Source organism: Streptomyces sp. NPDC001902 (assembly GCF_042891295.1).
Classification (GTDB): Bacteria; Actinomycetota; Actinomycetes; order Streptomycetales; family Streptomycetaceae; genus Actinacidiphila.
On sequence record NZ_JBIATA010000029.1, the window covers coordinates 1 to 23,190 of the forward strand.

The window sequence follows — 23,190 nt, forward strand, 5'->3', positions numbered from 1 at the left end:
GGGCAACTCCGCCCGAGGCACAGAATCCGCAGGAACGCGCGTACTCATATACACCAGCATCCCCCCACACCCCCCGACCGGCGAATTCAGACACCACGGACCCCCGCACGCCCGCGCACCGGGTCGCCCGTCGCCGTCCGCGGGACACTGGAGGCAGGGACGCAGACGGCGGGGCCGGTCCGGCCGGCGACCGCGTGACGGCCGTGCCCGCGGGCGCCTGTGCCCGGACCTCCGCCCGGATCTCGTGGCAGGCCGGGGACATCGGGAGGGCCTCGGCCGAACTCGCGGCGCGGGGCGCGGCGTTCGAGCCGCGCGCGGCGTACGGCAAGGGCCGGCCGGTCCGCTGAGCCACTGTCCGTGGGAGCCGCCATGAGTTCGACCGCGATCGCAGACTACGCACTGATCTCCGACCGGCACTCCGCCGCGCTGGTGAGCCGGGACGGCTCCGTCGACTGGTTGTGCTTCCCCCGGTTCGACAGCCCCTCGGTCTTCGCGCGACTGCTGGACGGCGCGGCCGGTCACTGGTCGGTCCGGCCGTCGGTCCCGTACGAGGCGACGCGGACGTACGTGGACCGTTCCATGGTGCTGGAGACCACCTTCCGCACCGACTCGGGAACGGCCACGCTCACGGACGCCCTGCTGACCGGCCCGCACGGTGACGAGCACAGCCTCGGGGCCGGCGCGCCGCACCTGCTGGCCCGCAGGCTGACCTGCGCCGAGGGTGAGGTGCCGGTGGAGACGGAGTACCGCCCGCGACCGGAGTACGGGCTCGTCGCGCCGATCCTGTCGGGGACCGAGGGCGGGGTCACGTCCCGGGGAGGGGCCGAGTGGCTGGTGCTGACCACTCCGTACCGCATGGACTTCGCGGACGCCACGGCCCACGGGGCCTTCACCCTGCGGGCCGGCGAGTCCGTCTGCTTCGGCCTGCACCGTTCGACGCTCGAGGAGCCCCCGGCCCACGTCTGGACGCAGGAGGACCTGTCCGGCCGCCTGGACTCCACGATCGCTGCGTGGCAGTCGTGGTCGGACATGCACCAGGCCTACGACGGGCCCTGGCGTGACCTGGTGCAGCACAGCGGCCGGGTGCTGCAGGCGCTGTCGTTCCAGCCCAGCGGCGCCATCGTCGCCGCCGCGACCACCTCGCTGCCGGAGGGCGTGGGCGGCGAGCGCAACTGGGACTACCGCTACACCTGGGTCAGGGACGCCTGCCTGACCATGGAGGCCCTGTGGGTGGCGGCCTGCCCCGACGAGGCGCACGACTTCTTCGCCTTCCTGGCGACCGCCGCGCCGTCGCTGAGCGAGGACCGGACGCTGCAGATCATGTTCGGGGTGGGCGGCGAGCACGACCTGAGCGAGCGCACCCTCCCCCACCTGCGGGGATGGCGGAACAGCCGGCCGGTGCGGGTGGGCAACGGCGCGTGGTGCCAGCAGCAGATCGACGTCTACGGGGAGCTCCTCGAGGCCGCCTACCGCCTCGCGGACCAGTTGCACCGGATCGACGACGACACCCGGCGTTTCCTCGTCGCGTGCGCGGACGCCGCGGCGGAGCGGTGGACCGACAAGGACCAGGGCATCTGGGAGGTCCGTGGCGAGCCCCGCCACTTCCTGTACTCCAAGGTCATGTGCTGGGCGGCGCTGGACCGGGCGGTGCGGCTCGCCGACCGCCTGGGCGCGCGCCGCGACAAGGTGGCGGCCTGGCGGAGGACCCGGGACGAGATCCACCGGACGGTACTGCGGGAGGGCTGGAACGAGGAGGCGGGCGCGTTCACGCAGTACTTCGGCTCGACCGCCCTCGACGCGTCGAACCTGATGATGCCGATCGTCGGTTTCCTGCCCGCCGACGACCCTCGGATCCGCGCCACCATCGACGCGACGGAGCGGAGGCTCACCGACGCCGCGGGACTGGTCTACCGGTACCGCACGGCGGAGGGGGTGGACGGCCTCGCCGGCGAGGAGGGCACCTTCCTGCTGTGCACCTTCTGGCTGGCCCAGGCGCTGGCCCTGTCCGGCCAGGCCGAACGGGCCAGCGACGTCTTCGCCCGGGCGGCGGCGTACGTCAACGACGTGGGCCTCCTGGCGGAGGAGATCGACCCGGCCACCGGTGAACTGCTCGGCAACTTCCCGCAGGCGTTCAGTCACATAGGCCTGGTCAACGCCGCCTGGGCGATCAGTGAGGCCCGGCAGCCCATGGCCGCATGACGATCCGTCAGGAGACTTCTTCCGTGGCGGGACCGCCCGGGGGCGGAGGCATGACTCACGAAGCGGGCCCGGGGCCTTTCATCGGGGGCCACTCCGGGGCCCCGGGCCGCTGACCACATCAGACACCCGTCGAGGGGTTCCTGCGAGCCGGACTGACCCACCCGGGCTCAACCGGACACGGCCACAGGCAGCGTGACGGGCTGTCCGAAGCCGGTCGCACCCCGGGGTCCTTCGACACGATCGGCGCCGGCCGGGAAGGGGGGCCAGGCCGGCGCCGGATCGAAGCGGGGCCGTTCTCCTGCTCGGCGGCACTCCGTGGGGGCGGACCGCTCCGCGTCCCCGTGGAGTCCCGTGGCAGGTCTCCCGCGCCTGGTCCAACCGTGAACCGGAAGCGGTCATTCCCCGTCGTCCTCCCCTGTCGTCCTCCCCTGTCGCCATCCCCCGTCGCGGCCGGTGCCCGGGTGACGCGTCTGCCAGTCGGCGGCGAGCAGACCGAACAGCAGGTCGTCGGTCCACTCCCCCTTGATCCAGGTGTGAGCGGGGCGACGACCCTCCAGCCGGAACCCGGCACGCTCCAGCAGACGTGCCGAGGCGGTGTTCCGCGCGTCGCACTCGGCGGAGACGCGGTGCAGGCCGCTCACGGTGAAGAGCCGGTCCAGCAGCGCGGTGACGGCCTCGGTGGCGTAGCCGTGGCCCTGGTGCGCTCGGGCGAGGGTGAAACCGAGGTCGCCCTGCATCCGGTTGTCGTGCAGGCACACGCCGATGTCGCCGATCAGCTCGCCGGTGGCGGCGAGCTCCACCGCGTACTGGAACCAGCCGGGCTCCTCCGGATCCCCCGCGGCGAACCGCGCGACGAGGTCCGCGGCCGTCTGAGGGGACACCGGCTCGCTCCAGCCCTGGTAGCGGGCGACGGCGGGGTCGGACCGGTAGGCGGCCAGGGCCGGCGCGTCACCGGGGCGGAACCGGCGTACGCGCAGCCGGGAGGTCTCCAGGAACACGCCTGCGATGCTCTCATGCCGCGGCACACCTTCCGACGCCCCTCCCGGCGCCCGCCCCGCCCGTTGCGTTGGTGCTCACCCGTCACAGGCACGATGCTGGTCAGTGGATGCCCTGGCCGAGCCCGGTTCCCCCGCCCCCGCGGGGGAAAGAACCTAGCGAGGGCGAGATGACAGCCATGGAGCCACTTCCCACCGCCGCCGGTGGACAGCCGGAGTCCCTGGGCACCGACGGCGCCACCGCCTACACCGCCTCCGCCACGCTCGACGACCACGGGATCGTCACCGGCTGGAGCGCCCAAGCCCACCATCTGCTCGGCCACACGCCCGCCGAGATCATCGGTCATCCCGCCACGCTGTTGCTCGCCGGACCCCCGCCGCACGCGCCGCCCCCCTCCACGCCACGCTGGGCCGGGACCCTCGCGCTCCGCCACCGGGACGGACACACCCTGCGCCTGCGCCTGATCGCCCACCACCGCGAGACCGCCGGCCGGCCGCCGGGCGGCACCGGGCCCGGGCACAACGGCGACGCGCACGACAGGAGCGGCTGGCTCGTCGTCGCGGCGGTCCCCGGGTCCTCCGGCGACCCGCCGGCGCACGACGCGGTGTGCGGCTGGGCGTTCACCCAGTCCCCCTGTCCGCAGGCCGTCTTCGACACCGGGCTACGGCTGACGCGGGCCAACGCCGCCTTCGAGGACACCCTGGGACTGCGCGAGGCCGAGATGCGCGGCCTGCGGTTGGCCGACCTCGCCCCCGGTGACACGGCCCGGCAGACGGAAGCCCACATGCGGAGCGTCCTGACCAGCGGGCGCCCGCAGCACGCTCCGGCCCCCTTCACCGCGGACGGCTCCACCGCCACCGGAGACGACGGCGGCCCGGGCACCGCGCCGGGGGACGGCGCCGACGGGGAGCACGCCCTGCAGGCGACCCTCACCCCGCTCACCGACCCCGCGGGGACCGTGAGCGGGGTGGTGCTCACCACGCACCCGGCCGGGGAGGATCCCGAGGTGCGGCGCCGTTCGCAGCTCCTGCACGACGCCGCTACCCGCATCGGCACGACCTTGGACACCACCCGCACCGCCCAGGAGCTCACCGACCTCGTGGTGCCCGAGCTCGCCGACTACGCCGCCGTCGACCTGATCGAGCCCTCCAGCGGCGCCCGGGCCGCTGGGTCGGACGGTCCGGTGACCGTGACCCGCACCGCCGCCAGGTCCATCCTGCCCGACACCCCCGAGGCCCTCATCGCCCTCGGCGACACCGCGACCTACCCCCCGGGGTCCCCTCCCGCGCAGACGCTGGCCACCGGCAAGGCCGCGCTGTACGACATCACCGAGGCCACCCTCGCCCGCTGGGCCGCCCAGGACCCCCGGGCCGCGTGGATCCGCGAGGCGGGCACCCACTCGGTCATCGCGATCCCCCTCACGGCCGGCGGCGGCACCCTCGGGCTGGCCGTCTTCAGCCGCCACCGCAACCCGGTCCCCTTCACCGCCGACGACCTCGCCCTCACCGAGAAGCTCGCCCACCGGGCCGCCACGGCGATCCACAACGCCCGCCGCTACGCCCGCGAGCGCACGACGACGATGACGCTGCAGCGCAGCCTGCTGCCGCACACCCTGCCCGAGCAGGACGCCCTGGACATCGCCACGCGCTACCTGCCCGCGACGACGCACGCCGGGGTGGGCGGTGACTGGTTCGACGTGATCCCCCTGTCCGGCGCCCGTGTCGCCCTCGTGGTCGGCGACGTCGTCGGGCACGGCATCCGCGCGTCGGCCACGATGGGGCGGCTGCGCACCGCGGTGCGCACCCTCGCCGACGTGGACCTGCCACCGGACGAGCTCCTCACCCACCTCGACGACCTGGTGATCCACCTCTGCTCCGACGACGCCGGGGAGGACCAGGACGCCGAGACCGCGGGCGGGATCGGCACCACGTGCCTGTACGCGGTGTACGACCCGATCACGCGCCAGTGCAGCCTCGCCCGCGCGGGGCACCCTCCGCCCGCCGTCGTGACCCCCGACCACGCCGTCCACTTCCTGGACGTCCCCGCCGGCCCCCCGCTGGGCCTGGGCGGGCTCCCGTTCGAGACGATGACCACGAACCTCCCCGAGGGCACGGTCCTCGCCCTCTACACCAACGGGCTGCTGGACCCGCACCACAACGACATCGACCAGTCCCTGGACAAGATGTTCACGGCCCTCGCGCACCCGACCTCGTCGCTGGACACGGTCTGCGACCGGGTCCTGACCACCCTCATCACGCACCGCCCGACCGACGACATCGCCCTCCTGGTCGCCCGGACCCGCACCCTGCCCTCCGACCACATCGCCACCTGGCAGCTGCCCAACGACCCCGCCACCGTCGCGCACGCCCGCCACCACACCACGTCGCAACTGACGACATGGGGCCTGGAGGAGACCTCGTTCACCACCGAACTGCTCGTCAGCGAGCTGGTCACGAACGCCATCCGCTACGGCAAGCCGCCCATCCAGCTGCGCCTGATCCACAACAACACGGCGCTCATCACCGAGGTCACGGACACGAGCAACACCACCCCGCACCTGCGCCGTGCCCGTACGTACGACGAGGGCGGGCGGGGTCTGCTCCTCGTGGCGCAGCTCGCCCAGCAGTGGGGCACCCGTCACCATCCGCGCGGCAAGACGATCTGGACCGAACAGGTCCTGACGCCCGCCTGACGACCACGGCCACACATACCCCCACCCCGTATCCGCGTACTGCCCTCGCGAACCTTGGCACATACCCCTAGGGGGTATAGCGTGGGGCGACGCGCCCGCCCGGCACGTCGTCCCCATGCCACGGCACCCATGGAGCAGCCTTGAACACCGGAACGAAGATCACCGCGTTCGCCGTCGCCCTGGCGGCCTCGTTCGGCACCGCCTACGGCGTGGGCGCGGCCTTCGACCCGGTCCGCCCACCGGTGGCCGGCGTGAACGCGCCGGGGCCGGGACACGCGCACGACACCGCCGACGGCGAGGGCGCCGCCCAGCCCGCGGGAGGCCTGGCGATCAGCGAGGCGGGCTACACCCTGGACCTCCGCACGCCACGCGTCGGTTCCGGTCGCCCGGCCGAACTGCGCTTCCTCATACGCGACGCCGACGGCCACCCGCTCACCTCGTACCGGCGGGCCCACGAGAAGGAGCTGCACCTGATCGTCGTCTCACGCGACCTGACGTCCTACCGCCATCTGCATCCGGTCCGGGCCGCCGACGGCACGTGGAGCACCCCCGTCAGCCTCCCCCGCGCCGGGGACCACCGGGTCTTCGCCGACTTCACGCCCGCCGCGAAGGGCAGCCGGAACCTCACGCTCGGCGCGGACCTCTCCGTGGCCGGGGACCACCGGCCCGGCAGCCCCGCGCCGGTCTCCCGGACGGCGACCGTCGACGGCTACACCGTGACGCTCCACGGCGGCCTGCGACCCGGCGCCGCGCGGGAGCTCCGGCTGACGGTGACGAAGGACGGCCGCGAGGTCACCGACCTGCAGCCCTACCTCGGCGCGTACGGCCACCTGGTCGCCCTGCGCGCCGGCGACCTGGCGTATCTGCACGTGCACCCCGGCGGCGCCCCGGGCGACGGCGCAACCGCGCCCGGGCCGGACGTCTCCTTCACCGCCACGGCCCCGAGCGCGGGCACGTACCGGCTCTTCCTCGACTTCAAGCACCGAGGAACGGTCCGCACCGCCGCGTTCACGGTCACGGCCGGTCCGGACGACGGCCATGCCGGCACGGACGGCGGCGGGACGGGCGGCCACGACCACGGCCACTGACGTCGGGCGTGGCTCGGCAGGGCCCTCAGCCGGAGCGGCGCCGCAGGCGACGGGCGCCGAGGAAGGCGGCCGCGCCGGCGGCCATCGCGCCCCCGGCGGCGCCGGCCAGAGCGCCGACGCCCGGCCGGTGCTCGCCGGAACCGGTGTCGGCCAGCGCCGGGCGGCCGGACTCGGCGGCGGTGGCGGCCTGGAGGATCAGGTCGGCGACGGCGTCGGGGCGTGCGATCAGGGACACGTGGCAGGTGTCGAGCTCCACGGTGTGGGAGTGGGCGCGCTCCGCCTGGAAGCGCTCCTGGTCCGGGTTGATCGTCATGTCCTGGCGGCCGACGAGGGCCCAGGACGGGATCGTCTTCCAGGCCGCGACCTTGGCCTTCTCCGAGAACGCGGTGGTGGCCGCGGGCCGCTGGGTGACCGCCAGCAGGTTCGCCTGGCTCTCCGGCAGGCAGGCGGCAAACACCGGGTGCACCTTGTCGCGCTTGAGGTAGAGGTCGGTACCGCTGACTCCCCCGCCCGCCCGGAACGGCACGGACTTGGTGGCGGTGCCCAGCGCGCTGGGGAACCGCTCGGCCAGCGACATCCCGCTCTCACCGACGTCGGGCATCAGCGCGGAGACGTACACCAGCGACTTCACCTGGGGGTTCCCCGCCGCGGCGGAGCTGATCACCGCGCCGCCGTAGGAGTGGCCTGCCAGGACGATGGGGCCCTTGATGCTCTCCAGTACGGAGGCGATGTAGGTGGAGTCGCTGTACAGCCCGCGCAGCGGGTTCGCGGGGGCGATGACGGGGTAACCGCGGCTCTCGAGCCGCTCGATCACCCCGTTCCAGCTGGAGGCGTCCGCGAACGCCCCGTGGATCAGGACCACCGTCGGCTTCGTCCCGGTCGTGTCCCCGTCCGCGGCGGCCGGAGCCGCGGCGGACGCGCAGAAGGCCAGGGCGCAGCCGGCCGCGGCGACGTGGGCGCGGCGTATGCGACGCCGCGAGCGGGAATCCAGAGTTGCCGCCATGCCGTATCTCGCTTTCCTCGGTGCTCAGGGCGGGGGCCCTACGGCACCTGAGTGTTCACGGCTCGGCGGCGACAGGCCCGGCCGCGTATGCCGACCGGGTCACGCCCGTGGGCCGTCGGGGTGAAAGCTGCCCCGAGGGGGTGTGCGGCCCGCGGGGCGCGCCTTGCGGCCGGGCCGCGGGGGCGGTTCCGGGTCGAACGGCGAAGGCCTCGCTCATCTCGTCTTCCGCCTCGCGCTCGACCCCATGAGGGAGCGCGGGGGCTGCCTCGGCACCGACTCGGCGACGCCCTTCCTGCTCGACAAGTCGACCGTCAGCCGCCGGATCGCGGTACTGGAGCGCAACTACACCGCGGCCGCCGGGACGCTGCGCGCCATCGGCGCGGTCTTCGTGCCGCGGAGCCGGATCCTGCGTCAGTCGTGGTCCAGGAAGCGGTGCGGATGCGCCGGGTAGACGCCCATGATCCGCACCTCGGAGGAGAAGAAGCGCAGCTCCTCCAGGGCCAGGGCCACGCCGCTCTCCTCCGGGTGGCCCTCGATCTCGATGTAGAAGCGGCTGGCCTTCAGCCCCGCGCCCACCTGGTAGCTCTCGATCTTGGTGAGGTTCACCGCGTTGCTGGAGAAGCCGCCGAGCGCCTTGTAGAGCGCGCTCGGGATGTTGCGCACCGAGAAGAAGAGGCTGGTCATCATAGGCGTGCCCGAGTCCGGCGGGAACACGGCGTCGCGGGAGAGGACGACGAAGCGGGTGGTGTTGTCGGAGGTGTCCTCCACGCCGCCGCGCAGCACCTGCAGCCCGTACAGGTCCGCCGCGCCGGGCGGGGCGAGCGCCGCGTGCCGCGGGTCGCCGAGCTCCGCGACCTCGCGGGCGGCGCCCGCGGTGTCGTCGCTCACCAGCGTCTGCCAGCCGCCCTCGCGGATGATCTTGCGGCACTGCCCCAGGGCGTGCACATGGCTGCGGACGCACACGACGTCCTCCAGCGTGGCCCCGGGCACGCCCATCAGGTCGAAGCGGATCGGCAGGAAGTACTCCGCGATGATCGAGAGGTCCGCCTCCGGCAGCAGGTGGTGGACGTCCGCGACGCGACCGGCGGCGGAGTTGTCCACGGGGATCACGGCCAGGTCCGCGCTCCCCACCGCGACCGCCTCCAGCGCCTGCTCGAACGTCGTGCAGGGCAGCTCCCGGCTCTCGGGGTACAGCCTGCGGGCCGCGGCGGCGGAATTGGATCCGGGTTCTCCCTGGTAGGCGATGGTCACCATGTGCGCGTCGGTATCTCCGGATCGGTGGGCTGTGCGTGCGGCGGGGCCGTCCTCGCATGCTACTGCGCGCCGCGCGCGCACCCCGTTCCCGTCCGAGGGCCGGACGGCCGTGGCCTTGACCGGGCCCCGGCTCACCCCGGGCGCGGGCGGGTGGCCCACGGGCGGCCCCCACCGCCCGTGGGTCCCGCGCCGGCCCCGGCGGCCGGCCCGGGGATCATCACCACGGCAACTGCGCGGTGAGGTCGCCGAAGGTGCCGGTCGGGCCGTCCGGGCCGACCGTGGCGTAGCGCACGATCGCCTCGGCGCCCTCCTCCGGGGTCTGGATGCCGTGCCCGCTCAGACCGTGCAGGTCCGTGGCGCTGAACCCGGGCTCGACGGCGTTGACGCGCATGTGGGGCAGGCCCTTGGCGTACTGCACCGTGAGCATGTTCACCGCCGCCTTCGACGCGGAATAGACGGGCGTGACGTACCGCGACTCGTTCTTCCCGGGGTCGAGGACCGTGCCGAAGGAGCCGAGCCCGCTGCTGACGTTGACGATGACCGGCGCGGCGGACTCCCCCAGGAGGGGGAGGAAGGCGTGCGTCACGCGCACCAGGCCGACGACGTTGACGTCGAGGACGGTCGCCATGTGGGCGCCGGAGGCCTCCGCGGCGCCGACCATGCCCTCGAAGACGCCCGCGTTGTTCACCAGGACGTCGAGCCGGCCCTCACGGCGCCGCAGCTCCTCGGCCGCCGCGGTCACGGAGGCGTCGTCGGTGACGTCGAGCAGGAGCAGCTCCGCCCCGAGCTCGTCGGCGGCCGCCCGTCCGCGGGCGGCGTCCCGGGAGCCGATGTAGACGGTGTGCCCGAGCTTGATCAGACGGCGGGCGGTCTCGCGGCCGAGGCCCTTGTTGCCGCCGGTGACGAGCGTGATGGTCATGGGTGCTCCCTTGCTGGTGCGCGCGACGCACGGGTGACCGCGCGCCGACGTGTCGGGGGGTGTGGGGGGTGGGGGGTGGCGCGAGTGGGGCGCCGTTCAGCCGGCGATGCCGTCGAGTTCCGCGACGGCGTCGGCAGGCAGTTCCAGGGCGGCCGCGGCCACGTTCTCGCGCAGGTGCGCGAGCGAGCACGTACCCGGGATCAGGACGGTGGTCGCCGACCGCCGGAGCAGCCAGGCGAGGGCGACCTGCTGCGGCGAGGCACCCAACCGGGCCGCCACGCCCGCGAGTCCGTCCGACTGGAACGGGGTGAAGCCCCCGAGCGGGAAGAAGGAGGCGAAGGCGATGCCTTCGGCCGCGCACCGGTCGACGAGGGCGTCGTCCTGCCGCTTGACCAGGTTGTAGAGGTTCTGCACGGCCACGACGGGGGCGATGGACTGCGCCTCGGTCAGCTGGGCGTCGGAGGCCCCACTGAGACCGAGGTGCCGGATCAGGCCCTGCTCGCGCAGTTCCGCGAGGGCGCCGAACTCCTCGGCGATCGGGTCGTCGCCGGTGTCCTCCACGGAGCCGAGGCGCAGGTAGACCACGTCGAGTGCGTCGAGTCGCAGGCGGCGGAGGTTCTCGTGCACCTGGGCCTTGAGGTCGTCGGGCTCCAGGGAGGGGATCCAGCCGCCGGTGGCGTCGCGACGTGCGCCGACCTTGGTGGCGATGCGCAGGGCGTCCGGATAGGGGTGCAGCGCCTCCCTGATGAGCTCGTTGACCACCGCGGGACCGTAGAAGTCGCTGGTGTCGATGTGGGTGATACCGAGCTCGACCGCCTCCCGCAGCACGGCGAGGGCCTGGTCGCGGTCCTTCGGCGGGCCGAAGACCCCGGGACCGGCCAGCTGCATGGCGCCGTAACCCATGCGGCTGATGACGAGGTCGTCCGCGAGCCGCAGCGCACCACCAGGGAGATTCCGGGCATTGCTCATGTGTCGCACCTTTCGCGCATTGGTGTGAGGGGTGACGAACCGGTCGGCTCCGGCCGCCCTCCACTGTGCGCGGCGTGGGGCGCGGGTGGCAGTGCCCCACTGTTCCTGGGGGTGAGGGGACCAGCCGCCTCACCCGCGGGGACGCATCCCGGCGTCCGTGCGGCGCGTCGCACGGCGATCCGGCCGGTCCGTCACGTCGCCTGGTCACGACGACCGGCGACGGCACCCACCCCGGAAGGCCAGACATGAGCACGTACCTGATCAACCACCTGCGCATCCCCGGCGGCATCCCGAACGACGAGGGCCTGACCTACCTGGAGCGCGTCGACGCCACCTTGCGGCCCTACGGCGGCACGTGGCTCGCGAACGGCGAGCCGACCGTGGTGGAGGGCGCCTGGCCCGGCCTGGTCGTCCTCCTGGAGTTCCCCGACCGGGCCGCGGCCCAGGACTGGTACAACTCCCCCGAGTACCAGGAGATCCTGCCGCTGCGCACCCGCAACGCGATCTCCGACCTCGTGCTGATCGACGGTCTTCCCGCGGACTACACCGTCGCCGGCTTCGCCCGGCAGGTCCGGGCGTCGCTCGCCGGTGCGTCCGGCGCGTCCGGTGCGGACGGTGCGGACGGCTGACGCAGGCTCAGAGGCACCCTGGCCGGGGCGGGTCGATCCCGCCCCGCCGGCCTGCCCGGTCCCCGGCCTCGTCCGCGCCCGGCTGCCCGGCCGTCCACGAGGCCAGGATGCGCAGGGCGTCGTACGACGGGCTGCCGGGCTCGGCGGTCAGCACCATGAGGCGCTGACCCGAGCCGTCGGGACTGCTCCACGTGTCGCAGTCGAGCGTGAGGTCACCGACCAGCCGGTGCCGGTAGTGCTTGGTGCCGTAGCTGGTGGTGATGACGCGGTGCTCCGCCCACCAGGTGCGGAAGTCGGCGTCCTGGACCGACAACTCACCCACCAGACGCGCCAGTTCGGGATCGTCGGACTCAGCGGCGGCCTGCATGCGCAGGGCGGCGACGGCGTCGCGGGCGTCGTGCTCCCACTGCCGGTGCATGCCGCGGACGGTCGGGTGCGTGAAGAGCAGGTGCACATAGTTGCGCCGGCCCGGCGGGACCGCCGAGAAGTCGGTGTACAGGGCCGCGGCGGCGTCGTTCCAGGCCAGGACGTCCAGCCGCTTGCCGAGGACGACGGCGGGCGTCGCCGAGAGCTGGTCGAGCAGACGCCGCATCGCGGGCCTCACGCCCTGCGCGGGACGGCGGCGCCGCGGCTGCGCGTCGGCCTTGCCGGCGAGCTCGTACAGGTACCTCTGCTGGTCCTCGTCGAGGCGCAACGCACGGGCCAGCGGGGCGAGGACCGAAGCCGACGCCCGGACGCGGCCCTGCTCGAGCCGCGTGTAGTAGTCGACGCTGATCGCGGCGAGCTGCGCGACCTCCTCACGGCGCAGACCCGCGACCCTGCGCCCGGAATCCGCCGGCGGCAGACCGCATTCGTCCGGTGCCAGCTGCGCCCGGCGGGCTTTCAGGAAGGCTCCGAGTTCGCGAGGACCAGATGCCGCAGTCATGTGCCCCATTCTCCCGCGCGCTCCCCCTGCTGTGAGGGGGCACGTTTCTTCCCCGGCAGGAACCCGCCTCTTTTGCCCACCCCGGCCAGGACGGAGGGTCGAAAGTGCCCGGCACGGTCCCGGGCGGCGGAGGGCCCGCCGAACGGGCGCGGCCCGCCACGACAGCGAACACGGAGAACCCTGTGGCCAAGACCACCGTCACCTTCGACAGCGCCGGCATCCCGCTCGCCGGCCACCTCTACACCCCCGACCACTCCCCCGACGCCCCCGCCGCGCGGGGCCCGCGGCCCGCGGTCGTCGTCGGCCACCCCGGCACCGGCGTGAAGGAGCAGGCCGCCGGTCTCTACGCGCGGCGCCTGGCCGAGAAGGGCTTCGTCACGCTCGCCTTCGACGCGGCGCACCAGGGCGAGAGCGGCGGCGAACCCCGCGGCCTGGAGGACCCCGCCCAGCGGGTTGAGGACCTCAAGGCGGCCGTCTCCTACCTCACCACCCGCGACGACGTCGACGCCGGACGCATCGGCGCCCTGGGCATCTGCGCCTCCGGCGGCTACGTCCTTCCCGCGGCGGCCGGTGACCGGCGGATCAAGGCCGTCGGCACCGTCAGCGCGGTCGACGTCTCCCGCCAGTTCCGCCTGGGGGCGGACGGGACCCAGAAGGCCGTCGGCACCGTCAGCGCGGTCGACGTCTCCCGCCAGTTCCGCCTGGGGGCGGACGGGACCCAGGACGCGGCCGTGTTCCAGGGCATGCTGGAGGCCGCTGCCGGCGCACGTACCGCCGAGGCCCGCGGCGAGGAGCCGCCCGTCCTGACCCTGTTCCCCGACACCGCGGACCAGGCCCGCGCACTGGGCGGGGAGCACGGCGTCGAAGGCTTCGACTACTACCGCACCCCGCGCGCCCGGCACCCCCGGGCCGCCGACTTCTTCACCTGGTCGAGCATCGACAGGATGGCCGCCTTCGACGCCTTCGCCCCCGTCCCGCTCATGGGCCCGCGCCCCCTGCTGATGGTCGTGGGGTCGCGCGCGGTCACCGCCTGGATGAGCGTCGACGCGTTCCAGCGAGCCACCGGCCCCAAGGAGTTGCACTGGATCGACGGCGCCGGCCACGTCGACCTCTACGACCGGGAGCGGTACGTCGACCCCGCGGTCGAGAAGCTCGCCGGCTTCTTCACCCGGCACCTCGACCCGGCCGCGGGCCACTGACCCCGGCGCCCGGGCGGGGTGTGCCGGTAGGGTCCGCGCATGCGTGACGTCGCAACCGGCGTCTGGCACTGGCGGACGCCGCATCCGGAATGGACGCCGGACGAGCCGTGGCCGCGGGAGGTGTCGTCGTACGCCGTCGACGACGGCGCCCGGCTGCTCCTCCTCGACCCGCTGTCCGTGCCGGCCGGGCTGCTCGCGCTCGCCGCCGACCGGGATCCGGTCGTGGTGCTCACCGCTCCCTGGCACGAGCACGACGCACGGGGTCTGGTCGAGCGCCTCGGCGCACCGGTGTTCACTCCCCGGCCCGACACCGCCGACGACCTCGTGCGGAAGTTCGGCGTCACACGCGAACAGGCCGGTGACGGCAGCCCCGACCTCGCCCGGCTGCACACCGGCGACGGCGGCCATGGCCACCTGTACGCCGCGGGCGACCGACTCCCGGCGGGGATCGAGGCGTTCGCCGGGAGGGAGCACAACGACATGGTCCTGTGGGACGGCCGTGTGCGGGCCGTCATCCCCGGCGACACCCTGGTCGACTTCGGCCGCGGGCTGCAGATCAACGACCGGCTGCGCGACGGCGTCACGCGCGAACAGGTGGTCCAGCGCCTGCGGCCGCTGCTCGCCCTCCCGGTCGAGCTCGTGCTCCCCGCACACGGCGCACCGGCGGACCGGGCCGCGCTGGAGCGTGCGCTGTCCCTCTGACCTCACCTGGTCCGGCACAATGCGGACGTGATCCTGGACGCCATCGACGCCGTGGACTGGTCGGCGATACCCAACCCGACGTCGTGGCCGGGCGACGAACCCGCACGGGTCGCCGACGCGCTGCGACGGCTGACCGTGTCGACGACGGCCAACGAGACGGGGAGTGCGGCGGCGGCACTGGGGGACCGCGGCTTCACCTGCGGGCACGCCGCCATGGTGTTCCCCGCGGCCTACCCCGCCACGGCGGTCCTGCTGGACCTCGTCGAGCACGGCCGGCGCCCGCGCATCAAGGACGTGGCCCTCTCGCTGGTGTTCGAGGCATTGCGCTTCTCCCCGCTCGCCGGCCACAACCGCGTGGACACGCCCTACGGCACCGACGTCCCGCTCTGCTGCGCCATCGCGCGGCAGATCCGCAGCCGTGCCGGCGCCCTCCTCGCCCACGGCATCCACGGGAAGCACCTACTGGCGCAGGCTGCACTCCACTGGCGGCTGGCCGTCGAGGAGACCGAGCCGCAACCCGACGGCACCACGACCGCCTTGACGGTCCTCGAAGGCGAGCCCTTCGGCACACCGGCCGAAGCAGAAGTGCACACGACGGAGCCGGCGAAGACGTTTCCGGCCGTGCGTATCGAGTCGCTGACGGCGGATGCCTCCGGCGCGGCCTACGTACGACTGGCGCACGCGCCGTACGGCGTGCTGTCGCCGGGGGGCGTCCTCTACGACGCCGAGTGCGGAAACCGCGAGCACTGAAATCACCCGTCGCGGCGTGCGAAGAGGATCCCCCCGAGCCTGCTCTCGGCCGAGGCGAGCGTCATCTGGGCCTCCACGGTGAAACCGGCGTCGCCGAGCCACGCGGCCATCCGGTCGGGCCGCCGCAGGTGGACCCGGACCTTCATCGGATGGCCGCCGTAGCCCTGCGTCTTCAGTCGCGTCCCCTCGCCTGCGTGGAAGGCCAGCAGCAGCGGGCCGCCCGGCCGCAGGGCCCGCCGGAAGTGCGTGAGGACGGCGCCGACCGCGTCGTCGGGGACGTGGATCAGGGAGTACCACGCGACCAGGCCCGCCACCGAGCCGTCGGGGAGGTCCAGGTCCGTCATGGAACCGACGCCGAACCGCACGCCGGGGTGCTCGCGCCTGGCCACCTGGATCATCGCGGGCGACAGGTCGATCCCGAAGGCGTCCGCACCCAGTCCGTTCAGGTGGGCCGTGATCCTCCCGGGTCCGCATCCGACGTCCGCGACCGGCCCTCCGCCACTGCTCCTGACCATGTCGGCGAAGAGCGCCAGCACCGCACGTTCGTAGGGTGTTTCGTCCAAGAGGCCGCGGACCTGGTCGGCGTAGTCCTCGGCGACGGTGTCGTAAGACGTCCGGGTGTCCGCGAGCCAGTCGTCGGTGTCCATGGCCGGCCACGGTAGTTCACCGGGGGAACGGGTTCTCGGGCGGGACCCGCGCCCGGTAGGTTCGGTTGCCGTGACCGACGACGACGCGTGGGAGATCGGCCGGAGCCCGGCCGGGGGGCCGGAGCCGCCGCTCGCCGGGGGCGAGGCCGCCACACTGCTGGGCTCGCTGGAGCGGCAGCGCGCGACCTTCGCGTGGAAGTGCGGCGGCCTTGACGCGGCGGGCCTGCGGGCGACGGTCGGTGCTTCGTCCGTGACCCTGGGCGGTCTGCTGAAGCACCTGGCGCACTGCGAGGACGCCACGTTCTCCCGGAAGTTCCTCGGGCGGGAGCCGGGTGCGCCGTGGGACACGGTGAACTGGCGCGCCGACCCCGAGTGGGACTGGCACTCCGCGGCGCAGGACGGCCCCGAACAGCTCATGGCGCTCTGGCAGGGCGCGGTCGCCCGCTCCCGGCACGTGGTCCGCGAGGCCCTGGCGGCGGGCGACCTCGGACAGTTGGGTCGCTGCACCACCCCTGACGGGCGGTCACCGAGCCTGCGGCGCATCCTCGTCGACCTCATCGAGGAGTACGCGCGGCACGTCGGGCACGCCGACCTCATCCGGGAGTCCGTCGACGGGCTCGTCGGCGAGGACCCGCCGGGCTGACGGACCGTGGCGGGCGACGCGGCGTCGTTCAGGCGGGGAACCGTACGCCCGTGAGCCGCTCGCTCTCCGTCCACAGCCGCTCGCCCTCGGCGGGGTCGTCCGCGCCACGGGGCAGCCGCACCGGAACGGGCGTTCCGGAGGTCTGGTCGCGTCCGGCGGGGCCGAGGAACTGCCCGCTGCGGACGTCGGGGCTGGTGGCGGCGTACAGCGACGGCCAGGCCGCGCCCTCGGGCGAGCCCATCAGCGCCCGCGAGGCGACGGCGACGACCATCCGGGCGAGCGGGCCGCTGCTGTGCCTCTGCAGGTTCGTCATCGCAGAACCGGGATGGACGACGACCGCCTCGACGGAGGTGCCCGCAAGGCGGCGCGCCAGTTCCCGGGTGAACACGACGTTGGCGCGCTTGGACTTGGCGTAGGCGCCCATCGCTCCGTACCGGCGCTCACTGTTGAGGTCGTCGAGCCGGCCGCTGCGCCATCGCGCGGCGACGGCGCTGACGGTCACGACACGGGCCGCCGGCGACCGCAGCAGGGACGGCATGAGCCCGGCGGTGAGGGCGAAGTGGCCGAGGTGATTGGTGCCGAAGGTCAGCTCGAAGCCGTCGGTGGTGGTGCGGCGCTCGGGCACGTTCATGACGCCCGCGTTGTTGATCAGCAGGTCGACCGCCCCCGGCCCCGCGGCCAGCCGCTCGCCCACCCGCCGGATCGAGGCGAGGCTGCCGAGGTCGACGACGACCGTGCCGACGTCGGCGCCGGGCTGCTCGGCGGCGAGGGCGGCCGCCGCCTCGTCGAGCGTGTCCTGGCTGCGTCCGGCGAGGATCACGCGGGCGCCGTGCGTTGCGAGCACGCGTGCGGTCTCCAGGCCGATGCCGCTGTTCCCGCCCGTGACGAGGGCAGTGCGGCCGCGCTGGTCGGCGATGGCGTCGGGGGTCCAGTGGGGGGTGGGGGCGGTGGTGGCGGGCATGCCCGGACTCCTATCAAGTGAACGTTCATTTAATAGCTGGACGGTGCCCCTCCCTGGCCGAGTTGTCAAATGAACGTTCAATAGCCGACGATGCGTGCATGCGCACACGTGATCCGGAGCTGAAGCGGCGGCTGCTGCTCGAGGCGGCGCTGACCGAGTTCGCCGAGTACGGCGTCGCCGGGGCGCGGGTCGACCGGATCGCCGGACGCGCCGGGGTGAGCCCCGGCCTGACCTACTCCTTCTTCGACGGGAAGGAGGGCCTGTTCGAAGCCGTCTACGACGCCGTCGTCGAGCAGGCCGTGGCCGGCATCCCCATCGACGCCGACGACCTGCCCGGCTACGCCGGCCGCCTCCACGACGCGGGGCTGGACCACCCCGAGGTCATGCGCTTCGTGGCCTGGTACGCCCTCGAACGCGGCGACGGCCGCGAGGTCCGGCCCGTCGTGGCCGCGTCCATGGCCGACAAGGTCGCCGCGGTCGAGGACGCGCAGCGGCGCGGCACGGTCACCGACCGCATGGGCGCGGGCGAACTCCTCGCCCTGGTCCTCGTCGTGGCCAACATGTGGCAGCGCCAAGGGGAGGACGTCCGCTCCCTGGTCCCGGCACCGGAGCGCAGGCGGGTCGTCGTGGAGTCGGTGCGGCAGCTCGTCACGCCCTGATCCGACGTCCGTACGCGAGGGGCACGAGTCCGCCGCGCGCACCCTCCCTACGCGGCGCGGAGGTTGACCCCCGCCCGTCCCGACGCCGCGCTCCCGACACGCGGCGCCCCCACCCCGTCCGGCGCAATCGCGACGGCCTCCGGCCTGCGCGGCGATCACCCACGGGGCAGCCTGGGAAGCGGAGCCCGCCCGGTCGTCCTCGCACGCCGCCCGGGCGGGCCGCTGCGTCGGGGGCACCGGGATGACTCCGCGGGCCGCGGCGGTTGTACGGGGAGGAGAAGTACACCGCCACGCGAGGGAGCAGCGGACATGACCGCTCAGGACGTCGAACGCACCGGCTTCACCGAGCAGTGGGAGCGCTGGCACCGCGGCAAGGAGGAGGTGCTCGCCGGTCCGCACGGCTTCCTGGCGATCACGAGCCTGCGCTGGCTGGGACCGCGACCGGAACGCTTCGAGGACGCCCCCGGCACCTGGTCGGTCGCCGACGGCCATGTGGTGGTCGAGCTCGGCGACGGCGAGGAGTTGACCGTCGACGGCACGCCGGTACGAGGCCGGTACGACTTCGGCGTCATCGGCGAGCGCGACGGTGTCCACGCCGGCTTCGGCGACGCCGTCGTCGAGGTCGCCAAGCGCGGCGGACACGACATCCTGCGCCCACGCCACCCCGGCAACCCGCTGCGCACCGGCTTCACCGGGACGCCCGCCTACGCGCCCGATCCCCGCTGGGTCCGCGAAGGCCGGTTCGTGCCCTACGACGCCCCGCGTCCGGTGACCGTGGGCGCGACGGTCGAGGGCCTGGAGCACGTCTACGACTCCCCCGGCCAGGTGGAGTTCGACGTGGACGGCGCGACGTACCGGCTCACCGTCTTCAACGGCTCGCGGCCGGGCGGCCTGATGGCGCTGTTCACCGACGCGACGTCCGGGGTGACCACCTACGCGGCGAACCGCTCCCTGCAGATCGACCCGCCGGACGCCGGGGGCGGGGTGAGCCTGGACTTCAACCGTGCGGCCAACCTGCCCTGCGCGTACACCGACCTCGCCACCTGTCCCCTCCCGCCCGCCGGCAACCGGCTGCCGTTCGCCGTCGAGGCGGGCGAGAGGATCCCCCTGGAGCGGGGCGGCCGGGCCTGAACCCGGGGGTCGCTCAGCCGCGCAGGACCTCCCGGCCGAGCCGGCGGCGGGCCGGGTCCAGCGCGGCGTCGACCTCCTTGTTCCGCGCGACGTCCAGCACGACGGCGGCCGGATGGTGCTCCCGGCGCTCGACTGCGGCGCGGCGCAGGTGGGTCGGCGGGTGCGTCTGGTCCTCGACGTGGGCGGTCAGGGCGGACAGCCGGCGCCGCCGCTCCAGCTCATGCGCGGGAATCGACGCCACGTACCCCTTGAGCCGTTCCCAGACCGCCTCGTCGGGTTCCCTGTCGGCGCCGCGTGTGGCGCGGTGCACGGTGCCAGCGGTGACGTACTGCTGGTCGAGCCAGAAGGAGATGGCGTCGGCGAGCAGCAGGACGTCGAGCCCCCCGATGGCAGCCTCCGTCGAGCCGATCCGCGCTTCGAGGTCGTCCGCGAGGTACTCGGCCTGCTGACTGGCGCGCAGGGTCAGGTGTGCCAGGACGTGCAGGAGCAGCAGGACGGCGGAAGCGGGTACGAACATGAACAGTCGTGCGGCGATCTCGATCATTCCCAGCCCGCTGGTGTCCTGCTGCGGACGCAGCAGCACGTACCACTCGACGAGCGTGCGGTGAGCGGAGCCTATGACGAGCGTCTGGCTGGTGTCGCCGTTGACGAAGTGACCGAACTCGTGGCCGAGCAGGCCGACCCGCTGCTGCGGGGTCAGCACCTCCCACAGCCCGAGGCCGATCGTCAGCACCTTGCGACGGCGCAGGCCGACCGCCTGGACAGAGGCGTTGACCTGGGCGTCCACCACGACGACGTCCGCCCGTGGCGCTCCGAGGGCGTCGGCCACCTCGTCCAGCAGCGCGTAGAGCGCGGGCGCGTCCGCCCGGTGCAGCTGGTCCCCGTGCCGCGGCCTCCGCCCCAGCCGCGGACGCATCAGCCATGCCAGGCCCAGCAACAGGACGCCCAGCACGGCGGGGATGATCGCCCGCCAGCCCGTCACCAGCAGCCACACACCTGCGGCGGCCACGGCCAGCGTCAGCAGGTGCACGAGGCCGGCGATCGCGTAGGCGCCGACGTACGCCGCGCCCCGGCCGGGCCTCGGCGGCCGTTCCGACGTCATCCTGGCGAACAGTTCCTCGCCGTACGCCCGCGACAGGCGCCGGCGCAACGCGTCGACGGGTCCGTCGTGCTCCTCGTCGTCCTCGTTCCCGCCCCGCACGTTCCAGTCGCACGCCGCGCACCAGACGACGAACCGGTCGTCCTCCGTCAGCCGCTGCCCGCACTGCGGGCACGGTCTTCCCCGGCCTGTCTCCATGTCGCCCCTCCCCTTGATCATCTCGAGCCGGGGCATCGTAGTGGCGGTGCGGATGCTCCGCGCGCCCAGGGGCCACCGCCCGCCCCCGGGCGAAGGGTTCACCCGGGGCCCGTGTGGTTCACCGCCAGACCGGAAGATCCGTGCCCCAGCGCCCCGGGGGGCGGGTCCAGTCGGCCGGGGCGCCGTGGTAGCCCAGGGGCGGGAGGGCGTGGACCAGGCGTCCGTAGGAGGAGTCGGCCACGGCGAGCCGGCGCATGGGGTCGTGGTCCCCACCGGTTCCGGTTCCGGTCTGCGCGTCGCCCGGGCCGATGCCGTGCGTCAGCCAGGAGGCCGTGGCCGTCAGCGACAGCCGCAGCAGCCTTCCGCCGCCGTGGCGGCGGGCGTCGGCCAGGGCGCGCAGGACCGCCGCGGCCAGCAGGTAGCCGGTGCCGTGGTCGAGGGCCTGCGCGGGGAGGACGCCCGGGCGGCCGTCCGGTCCGGCCTCGATCGAGGCGATGCCGCAGCGCGCCTGCACCAGGCTGTCGAAGCCGCGCCGCGCCGCCCAGGGACCTGACCGTTCCCAGGCGCGGAGCTGGGCGACGACCAGCCCCGGCCGCCGCTCGCGCAGCGCCTCCGGCGAGAGGCCGAAGCGGTCCAGCGCGCCGGGGCGGTAGCCGGTCACGACCACGTCGGCGGAGGTGATGAGGTCCTCGAGGACCGTCCGGTCGGGACCGGAGAGGTCGAGCCGCGCCGACCGCTTCCCGAAGCCGGTGTCGGCGTGGGCCGACTCGTCCTCCGGCAGACGGGGGCTGTCCACCCGCAGGACGTCCGCGCCCAGCAGCGCCAGCGTGCGCGTGGCGACCGGTCCGGCGATGACCCGCGTCAGGTCGAGCACGCGGACATCCGCCGCGGGCAGCCCCGCCGGAGGCAGGGGGCGCACCGGAGCGTCGTCGGTGCGCTCGGTCTCCACGAGCGGCCGCGCCGCCGGGCCCGGATCCCGTACGGCGACGGCCAGTCCGCCCGCCGCGTAGACGGTCTCCTCGACCTCCGCGGCCTTGCGCCCGGCCAGCTCCTCCGCCAGCCGTCGGGCCAGGGCGTCCTCGTCGCCGCCGTCACCACCGTCGGGAAGGCCGAGGGCGGCGGTCAACCGGGCTCGGTGGTGCGGGTAGTTGGCATGGGTGCGCACCCAGCCGTCCGCGGTGCGCCAGAAGCCGGACAGCGCAGCGAAGGACGTGGCCGCCCGGCCGTCGATCCGCAGGTGCCGCTCGCTCACGAACGCGGTGGCCACCGCCCCCTCGTCGACCAGCACCGCGGGAGGCGGCCCGCCGGAGCGCAGCGCGAGCAGTTCGGCCGCGGCGAGCGAACAGACCCCGACCGTGGCCCGGGCCATCCGGCGTACCGGCAGCCGGGCGGGCAGCACCCCGGCCACCTCCCGGTACGCCACGTGTTCCGCCCGCTCGGGGGCGCCGCCGAGGGCCTCCCAGGCCTCGACGGTCGGACGGTCGGGCGGCTGCTGCATCGTGTCGCTCCTTCCTCGGAGTGCGGCCGTTCAGCGGGGCGGGCGCCGCCGGTACAGCCCCTCCTGCACGACGGAGGCGACCAGGCGGCCGTCCCGGGTGAAGAACTGACCCCGGGCCAGGCCCCGGGACGACGCGTACGTCGGGCTCTCCATGGCGAACAGCAGCCACTCGTCGGCGCGGAACGGCCGGTGGAACCACACGGCGTGGTCGAGCGATGCGGCCTGCCGCACGCCGGGGTGGTCGGCGTAGGGCAGGCCGGCCGTCGCGAGCAGCCGGATGTCGGAGAAGTAGGTCAGGGCGCAGGCGTGCAGCAACGGCCCTCCGGGCAGGGCGTCGCGGGTGCGGACCCACAACTGCTGGCGCGGCCCCTGCCCGATGCTGGGCAGTCCCTTGTCGGGGTCGCCCACGCAGCGGGACTCCAGGACGGCCTCGAAGACGGACGCTCCCCGCCGGGCACGTCCGAGCTCCCACAGCTCGGGCAGTCCCTCGGGCCCGGGCGCCTCGGGCGCGTCCGCCTGGTGCTCGTCGCTGTCCTCCGGGCGGTGGAAGGAGGCGGAGAGGCTGAAGATCGCCTCGCCGTCCTGGATCGCGACCACCCGCCGGGTGGCGAAGGAGCGTCCGTCCCGGGTCCGGTCGACCTCGTAGACGATGGGCCGGTCGGTACGGCCCGCGCGGATGAAGTAGCCGTGCAGGGAGTGGACGAGCAGGTCGGGGGCGGGCAGGGTCGAGCCCGCCGCGATCAGCGACTGCGCCGCGACCTGGCCGCCGAAGGCCCGCAACGGCATCCCGGCGTGGCAGAAGCCGCGGTAGAGGTTCTCCTCCAGCCGCTCCAGGGTCAGCAGTTCCGTGAACGACGTGGCCGTCTCGGCCGGGTCCGGGACGTTCTGCTGCATGGGTTCACCGCCAGGGTGCGTACGGCCGGGCGCTCACCGCTCGCCCACTTCTGTGCATGACGCACATGGTAGGGCCGCCGACCTGCGCGGACCCGGCGGGGTCGGACCGGCCCCGCTGGTCACCGGCGGTGCGGG

Annotated in this window: 23 protein-coding genes; 12 read left to right on the plus strand and 11 right to left on the minus strand. The window is 74.1% G+C overall.

Going from position 1 to position 23,190, the window contains the following annotated elements; translation table 11 throughout:
- Positions 1 to 194 precede the first annotated feature (194 nt).
- Both ACFYYN_RS34850 and ACFYYN_RS34855 read left to right on the plus strand, forming a co-directional pair.
- Positions 195 to 347, plus strand: a complete 153-nt coding sequence (locus ACFYYN_RS34850; RefSeq protein ID WP_500548881.1) for a hypothetical protein — start codon at positions 195 to 197, stop codon at positions 345 to 347.
- 22 nt (positions 348 to 369) lie between these two features.
- Positions 370 to 2,199, plus strand: a complete 1,830-nt coding sequence (locus ACFYYN_RS34855; protein ID WP_500548882.1) for a glycoside hydrolase family 15 protein — start codon at positions 370 to 372, stop codon at positions 2,197 to 2,199.
- A gap of 395 nt (positions 2,200 to 2,594) precedes the next feature.
- Here ACFYYN_RS34855 and ACFYYN_RS34860 read toward each other — a convergent pair whose 3' ends face one another.
- On the minus strand, positions 2,595 to 3,197 hold the full coding sequence (locus ACFYYN_RS34860; RefSeq protein WP_500548883.1) for a GNAT family N-acetyltransferase: 603 nt from the start codon (positions 3,195 to 3,197) through the stop codon (positions 2,595 to 2,597).
- A 176-nt stretch (positions 3,198 to 3,373) separates the two neighbouring features.
- On the opposite strand from ACFYYN_RS34860, the gene ACFYYN_RS34865 reads away from it, so the two are divergent.
- Together ACFYYN_RS34865 and ACFYYN_RS34870 are read left to right on the plus strand one after the other, a co-directional pair.
- Complete coding sequence (locus ACFYYN_RS34865) at positions 3,374 to 5,887, plus strand: SpoIIE family protein phosphatase (protein WP_500548884.1); 2,514 nt, start codon at positions 3,374 to 3,376, stop codon at positions 5,885 to 5,887.
- A 140-nt stretch (positions 5,888 to 6,027) separates the two neighbouring features.
- Entirely contained in the window at positions 6,028 to 6,975 is a 948-nt protein-coding gene (locus ACFYYN_RS34870) for a DUF8832 domain-containing protein (RefSeq protein WP_500548885.1), read from the plus strand.
- Between the two features lie 25 nt (positions 6,976 to 7,000).
- On the opposite strand, the gene ACFYYN_RS34875 is transcribed toward ACFYYN_RS34870, so the two are convergent.
- The gene (locus tag ACFYYN_RS34875) at positions 7,001 to 7,978 is read right to left on the minus strand and encodes an alpha/beta fold hydrolase (protein WP_500548886.1); all 978 of its coding nucleotides are present in this window, start codon (positions 7,976 to 7,978) and stop codon (positions 7,001 to 7,003) included.
- 244 nt (positions 7,979 to 8,222) lie between these two features.
- On the opposite strand from ACFYYN_RS34875, the gene ACFYYN_RS34880 reads away from it, so the two are divergent.
- Positions 8,223 to 8,429, plus strand: a complete 207-nt coding sequence (locus ACFYYN_RS34880; protein ID WP_500548887.1) for a hypothetical protein — start codon at positions 8,223 to 8,225, stop codon at positions 8,427 to 8,429.
- On the opposite strand, the gene ACFYYN_RS34885 is transcribed toward ACFYYN_RS34880, so the two are convergent.
- From ACFYYN_RS34885 to ACFYYN_RS34895, 3 genes are all read right to left on the minus strand, one after another.
- Positions 8,390 to 9,232, minus strand: a complete 843-nt coding sequence (locus ACFYYN_RS34885) for a prephenate dehydratase (protein WP_500328809.1) — start codon at positions 9,230 to 9,232, stop codon at positions 8,390 to 8,392. The two genes, ACFYYN_RS34880 and ACFYYN_RS34885, sit on opposite strands and share 40 nt — an antisense overlap.
- 217 nt (positions 9,233 to 9,449) lie before the next feature.
- On the minus strand, positions 9,450 to 10,151 hold the full coding sequence (locus ACFYYN_RS34890) for an SDR family NAD(P)-dependent oxidoreductase (RefSeq protein ID WP_500548888.1): 702 nt from the start codon (positions 10,149 to 10,151) through the stop codon (positions 9,450 to 9,452).
- A 96-nt stretch (positions 10,152 to 10,247) separates the two neighbouring features.
- Positions 10,248 to 11,120: an oxidoreductase gene (locus tag ACFYYN_RS34895; protein WP_500548889.1), complete on the minus strand. Its 873-nt coding sequence runs from the start codon at positions 11,118 to 11,120 to the stop codon at positions 10,248 to 10,250.
- Between the two features lie 245 nt (positions 11,121 to 11,365).
- Between ACFYYN_RS34895 and ACFYYN_RS34900 the strand changes: the two genes are divergently transcribed.
- Positions 11,366 to 11,749, plus strand: coding sequence for a DUF1330 domain-containing protein (locus ACFYYN_RS34900; protein WP_500548890.1), 384 nt, complete (start codon positions 11,366 to 11,368; stop codon positions 11,747 to 11,749).
- Positions 11,750 to 11,756: 7 nt separating this feature from the next.
- Here ACFYYN_RS34900 and ACFYYN_RS34905 read toward each other — a convergent pair whose 3' ends face one another.
- On the minus strand, positions 11,757 to 12,674 hold the full coding sequence (locus ACFYYN_RS34905) for a helix-turn-helix domain-containing protein (RefSeq protein ID WP_500548891.1): 918 nt from the start codon (positions 12,672 to 12,674) through the stop codon (positions 11,757 to 11,759).
- A 182-nt stretch (positions 12,675 to 12,856) separates the two neighbouring features.
- Here ACFYYN_RS34905 and ACFYYN_RS34910 point away from each other — a divergent pair, with 182 nt between their 5' ends.
- From ACFYYN_RS34910 to ACFYYN_RS34920, 3 genes are read left to right on the plus strand one after another with little or no spacing between them, the layout of a single operon-like run.
- Positions 12,857 to 13,873, plus strand: coding sequence for an alpha/beta hydrolase (locus ACFYYN_RS34910; RefSeq protein ID WP_500548892.1), 1,017 nt, complete (start codon positions 12,857 to 12,859; stop codon positions 13,871 to 13,873).
- 39 nt (positions 13,874 to 13,912) lie between these two features.
- Entirely contained in the window at positions 13,913 to 14,575 is a 663-nt protein-coding gene (locus ACFYYN_RS34915; protein ID WP_500548893.1) for an MBL fold metallo-hydrolase, read from the plus strand.
- 27 nt (positions 14,576 to 14,602) lie between these two features.
- Complete coding sequence (locus tag ACFYYN_RS34920) at positions 14,603 to 15,325, plus strand: hypothetical protein (RefSeq protein WP_500548894.1); 723 nt, start codon at positions 14,603 to 14,605, stop codon at positions 15,323 to 15,325.
- A 2-nt stretch (positions 15,326 to 15,327) separates the two neighbouring features.
- On the opposite strand, the gene ACFYYN_RS34925 is transcribed toward ACFYYN_RS34920, so the two are convergent.
- Positions 15,328 to 15,972 (minus strand): class I SAM-dependent DNA methyltransferase, encoded by a 645-nt coding sequence (locus ACFYYN_RS34925; RefSeq protein ID WP_500548895.1) that lies wholly within the window; start codon positions 15,970 to 15,972, stop codon positions 15,328 to 15,330.
- Positions 15,973 to 16,042: 70 nt separating this feature from the next.
- Here ACFYYN_RS34925 and ACFYYN_RS34930 point away from each other — a divergent pair, with 70 nt between their 5' ends.
- Complete coding sequence (locus tag ACFYYN_RS34930; protein WP_500548896.1) at positions 16,043 to 16,615, plus strand: DinB family protein; 573 nt, start codon at positions 16,043 to 16,045, stop codon at positions 16,613 to 16,615.
- Positions 16,616 to 16,643: 28 nt separating this feature from the next.
- Here the strand turns inward: ACFYYN_RS34930 and ACFYYN_RS34935 are convergent, their stop codons facing one another.
- Positions 16,644 to 17,576, minus strand: coding sequence for an oxidoreductase (locus ACFYYN_RS34935; RefSeq protein ID WP_500548897.1), 933 nt, complete (start codon positions 17,574 to 17,576; stop codon positions 16,644 to 16,646).
- A gap of 98 nt (positions 17,577 to 17,674) precedes the next feature.
- Here ACFYYN_RS34935 and ACFYYN_RS34940 point away from each other — a divergent pair, with 98 nt between their 5' ends.
- Positions 17,675 to 18,235, plus strand: coding sequence for a TetR family transcriptional regulator (locus tag ACFYYN_RS34940; RefSeq protein WP_500548898.1), 561 nt, complete (start codon positions 17,675 to 17,677; stop codon positions 18,233 to 18,235).
- A 309-nt stretch (positions 18,236 to 18,544) separates the two neighbouring features.
- Entirely contained in the window at positions 18,545 to 19,366 is an 822-nt protein-coding gene (locus ACFYYN_RS34945) for a DUF1684 domain-containing protein (protein ID WP_500328821.1), read from the plus strand.
- A gap of 13 nt (positions 19,367 to 19,379) precedes the next feature.
- On the opposite strand, the gene ACFYYN_RS34950 is transcribed toward ACFYYN_RS34945, so the two are convergent.
- The 3 genes from ACFYYN_RS34950 to ACFYYN_RS34960 form a co-directional block, all read right to left on the minus strand.
- Positions 19,380 to 20,663 (minus strand): M48 family metallopeptidase, encoded by a 1,284-nt coding sequence (locus ACFYYN_RS34950; RefSeq protein WP_500548899.1) that lies wholly within the window; start codon positions 20,661 to 20,663, stop codon positions 19,380 to 19,382.
- A 118-nt stretch (positions 20,664 to 20,781) separates the two neighbouring features.
- Entirely contained in the window at positions 20,782 to 22,161 is a 1,380-nt protein-coding gene (locus tag ACFYYN_RS34955; RefSeq protein WP_500548900.1) for a CoA transferase, read from the minus strand.
- 30 nt (positions 22,162 to 22,191) lie between these two features.
- Entirely contained in the window at positions 22,192 to 23,055 is an 864-nt protein-coding gene (locus tag ACFYYN_RS34960; RefSeq protein WP_500328824.1) for an acyl-CoA thioesterase, read from the minus strand.
- Positions 23,056 to 23,190 lie beyond the last annotated feature (135 nt).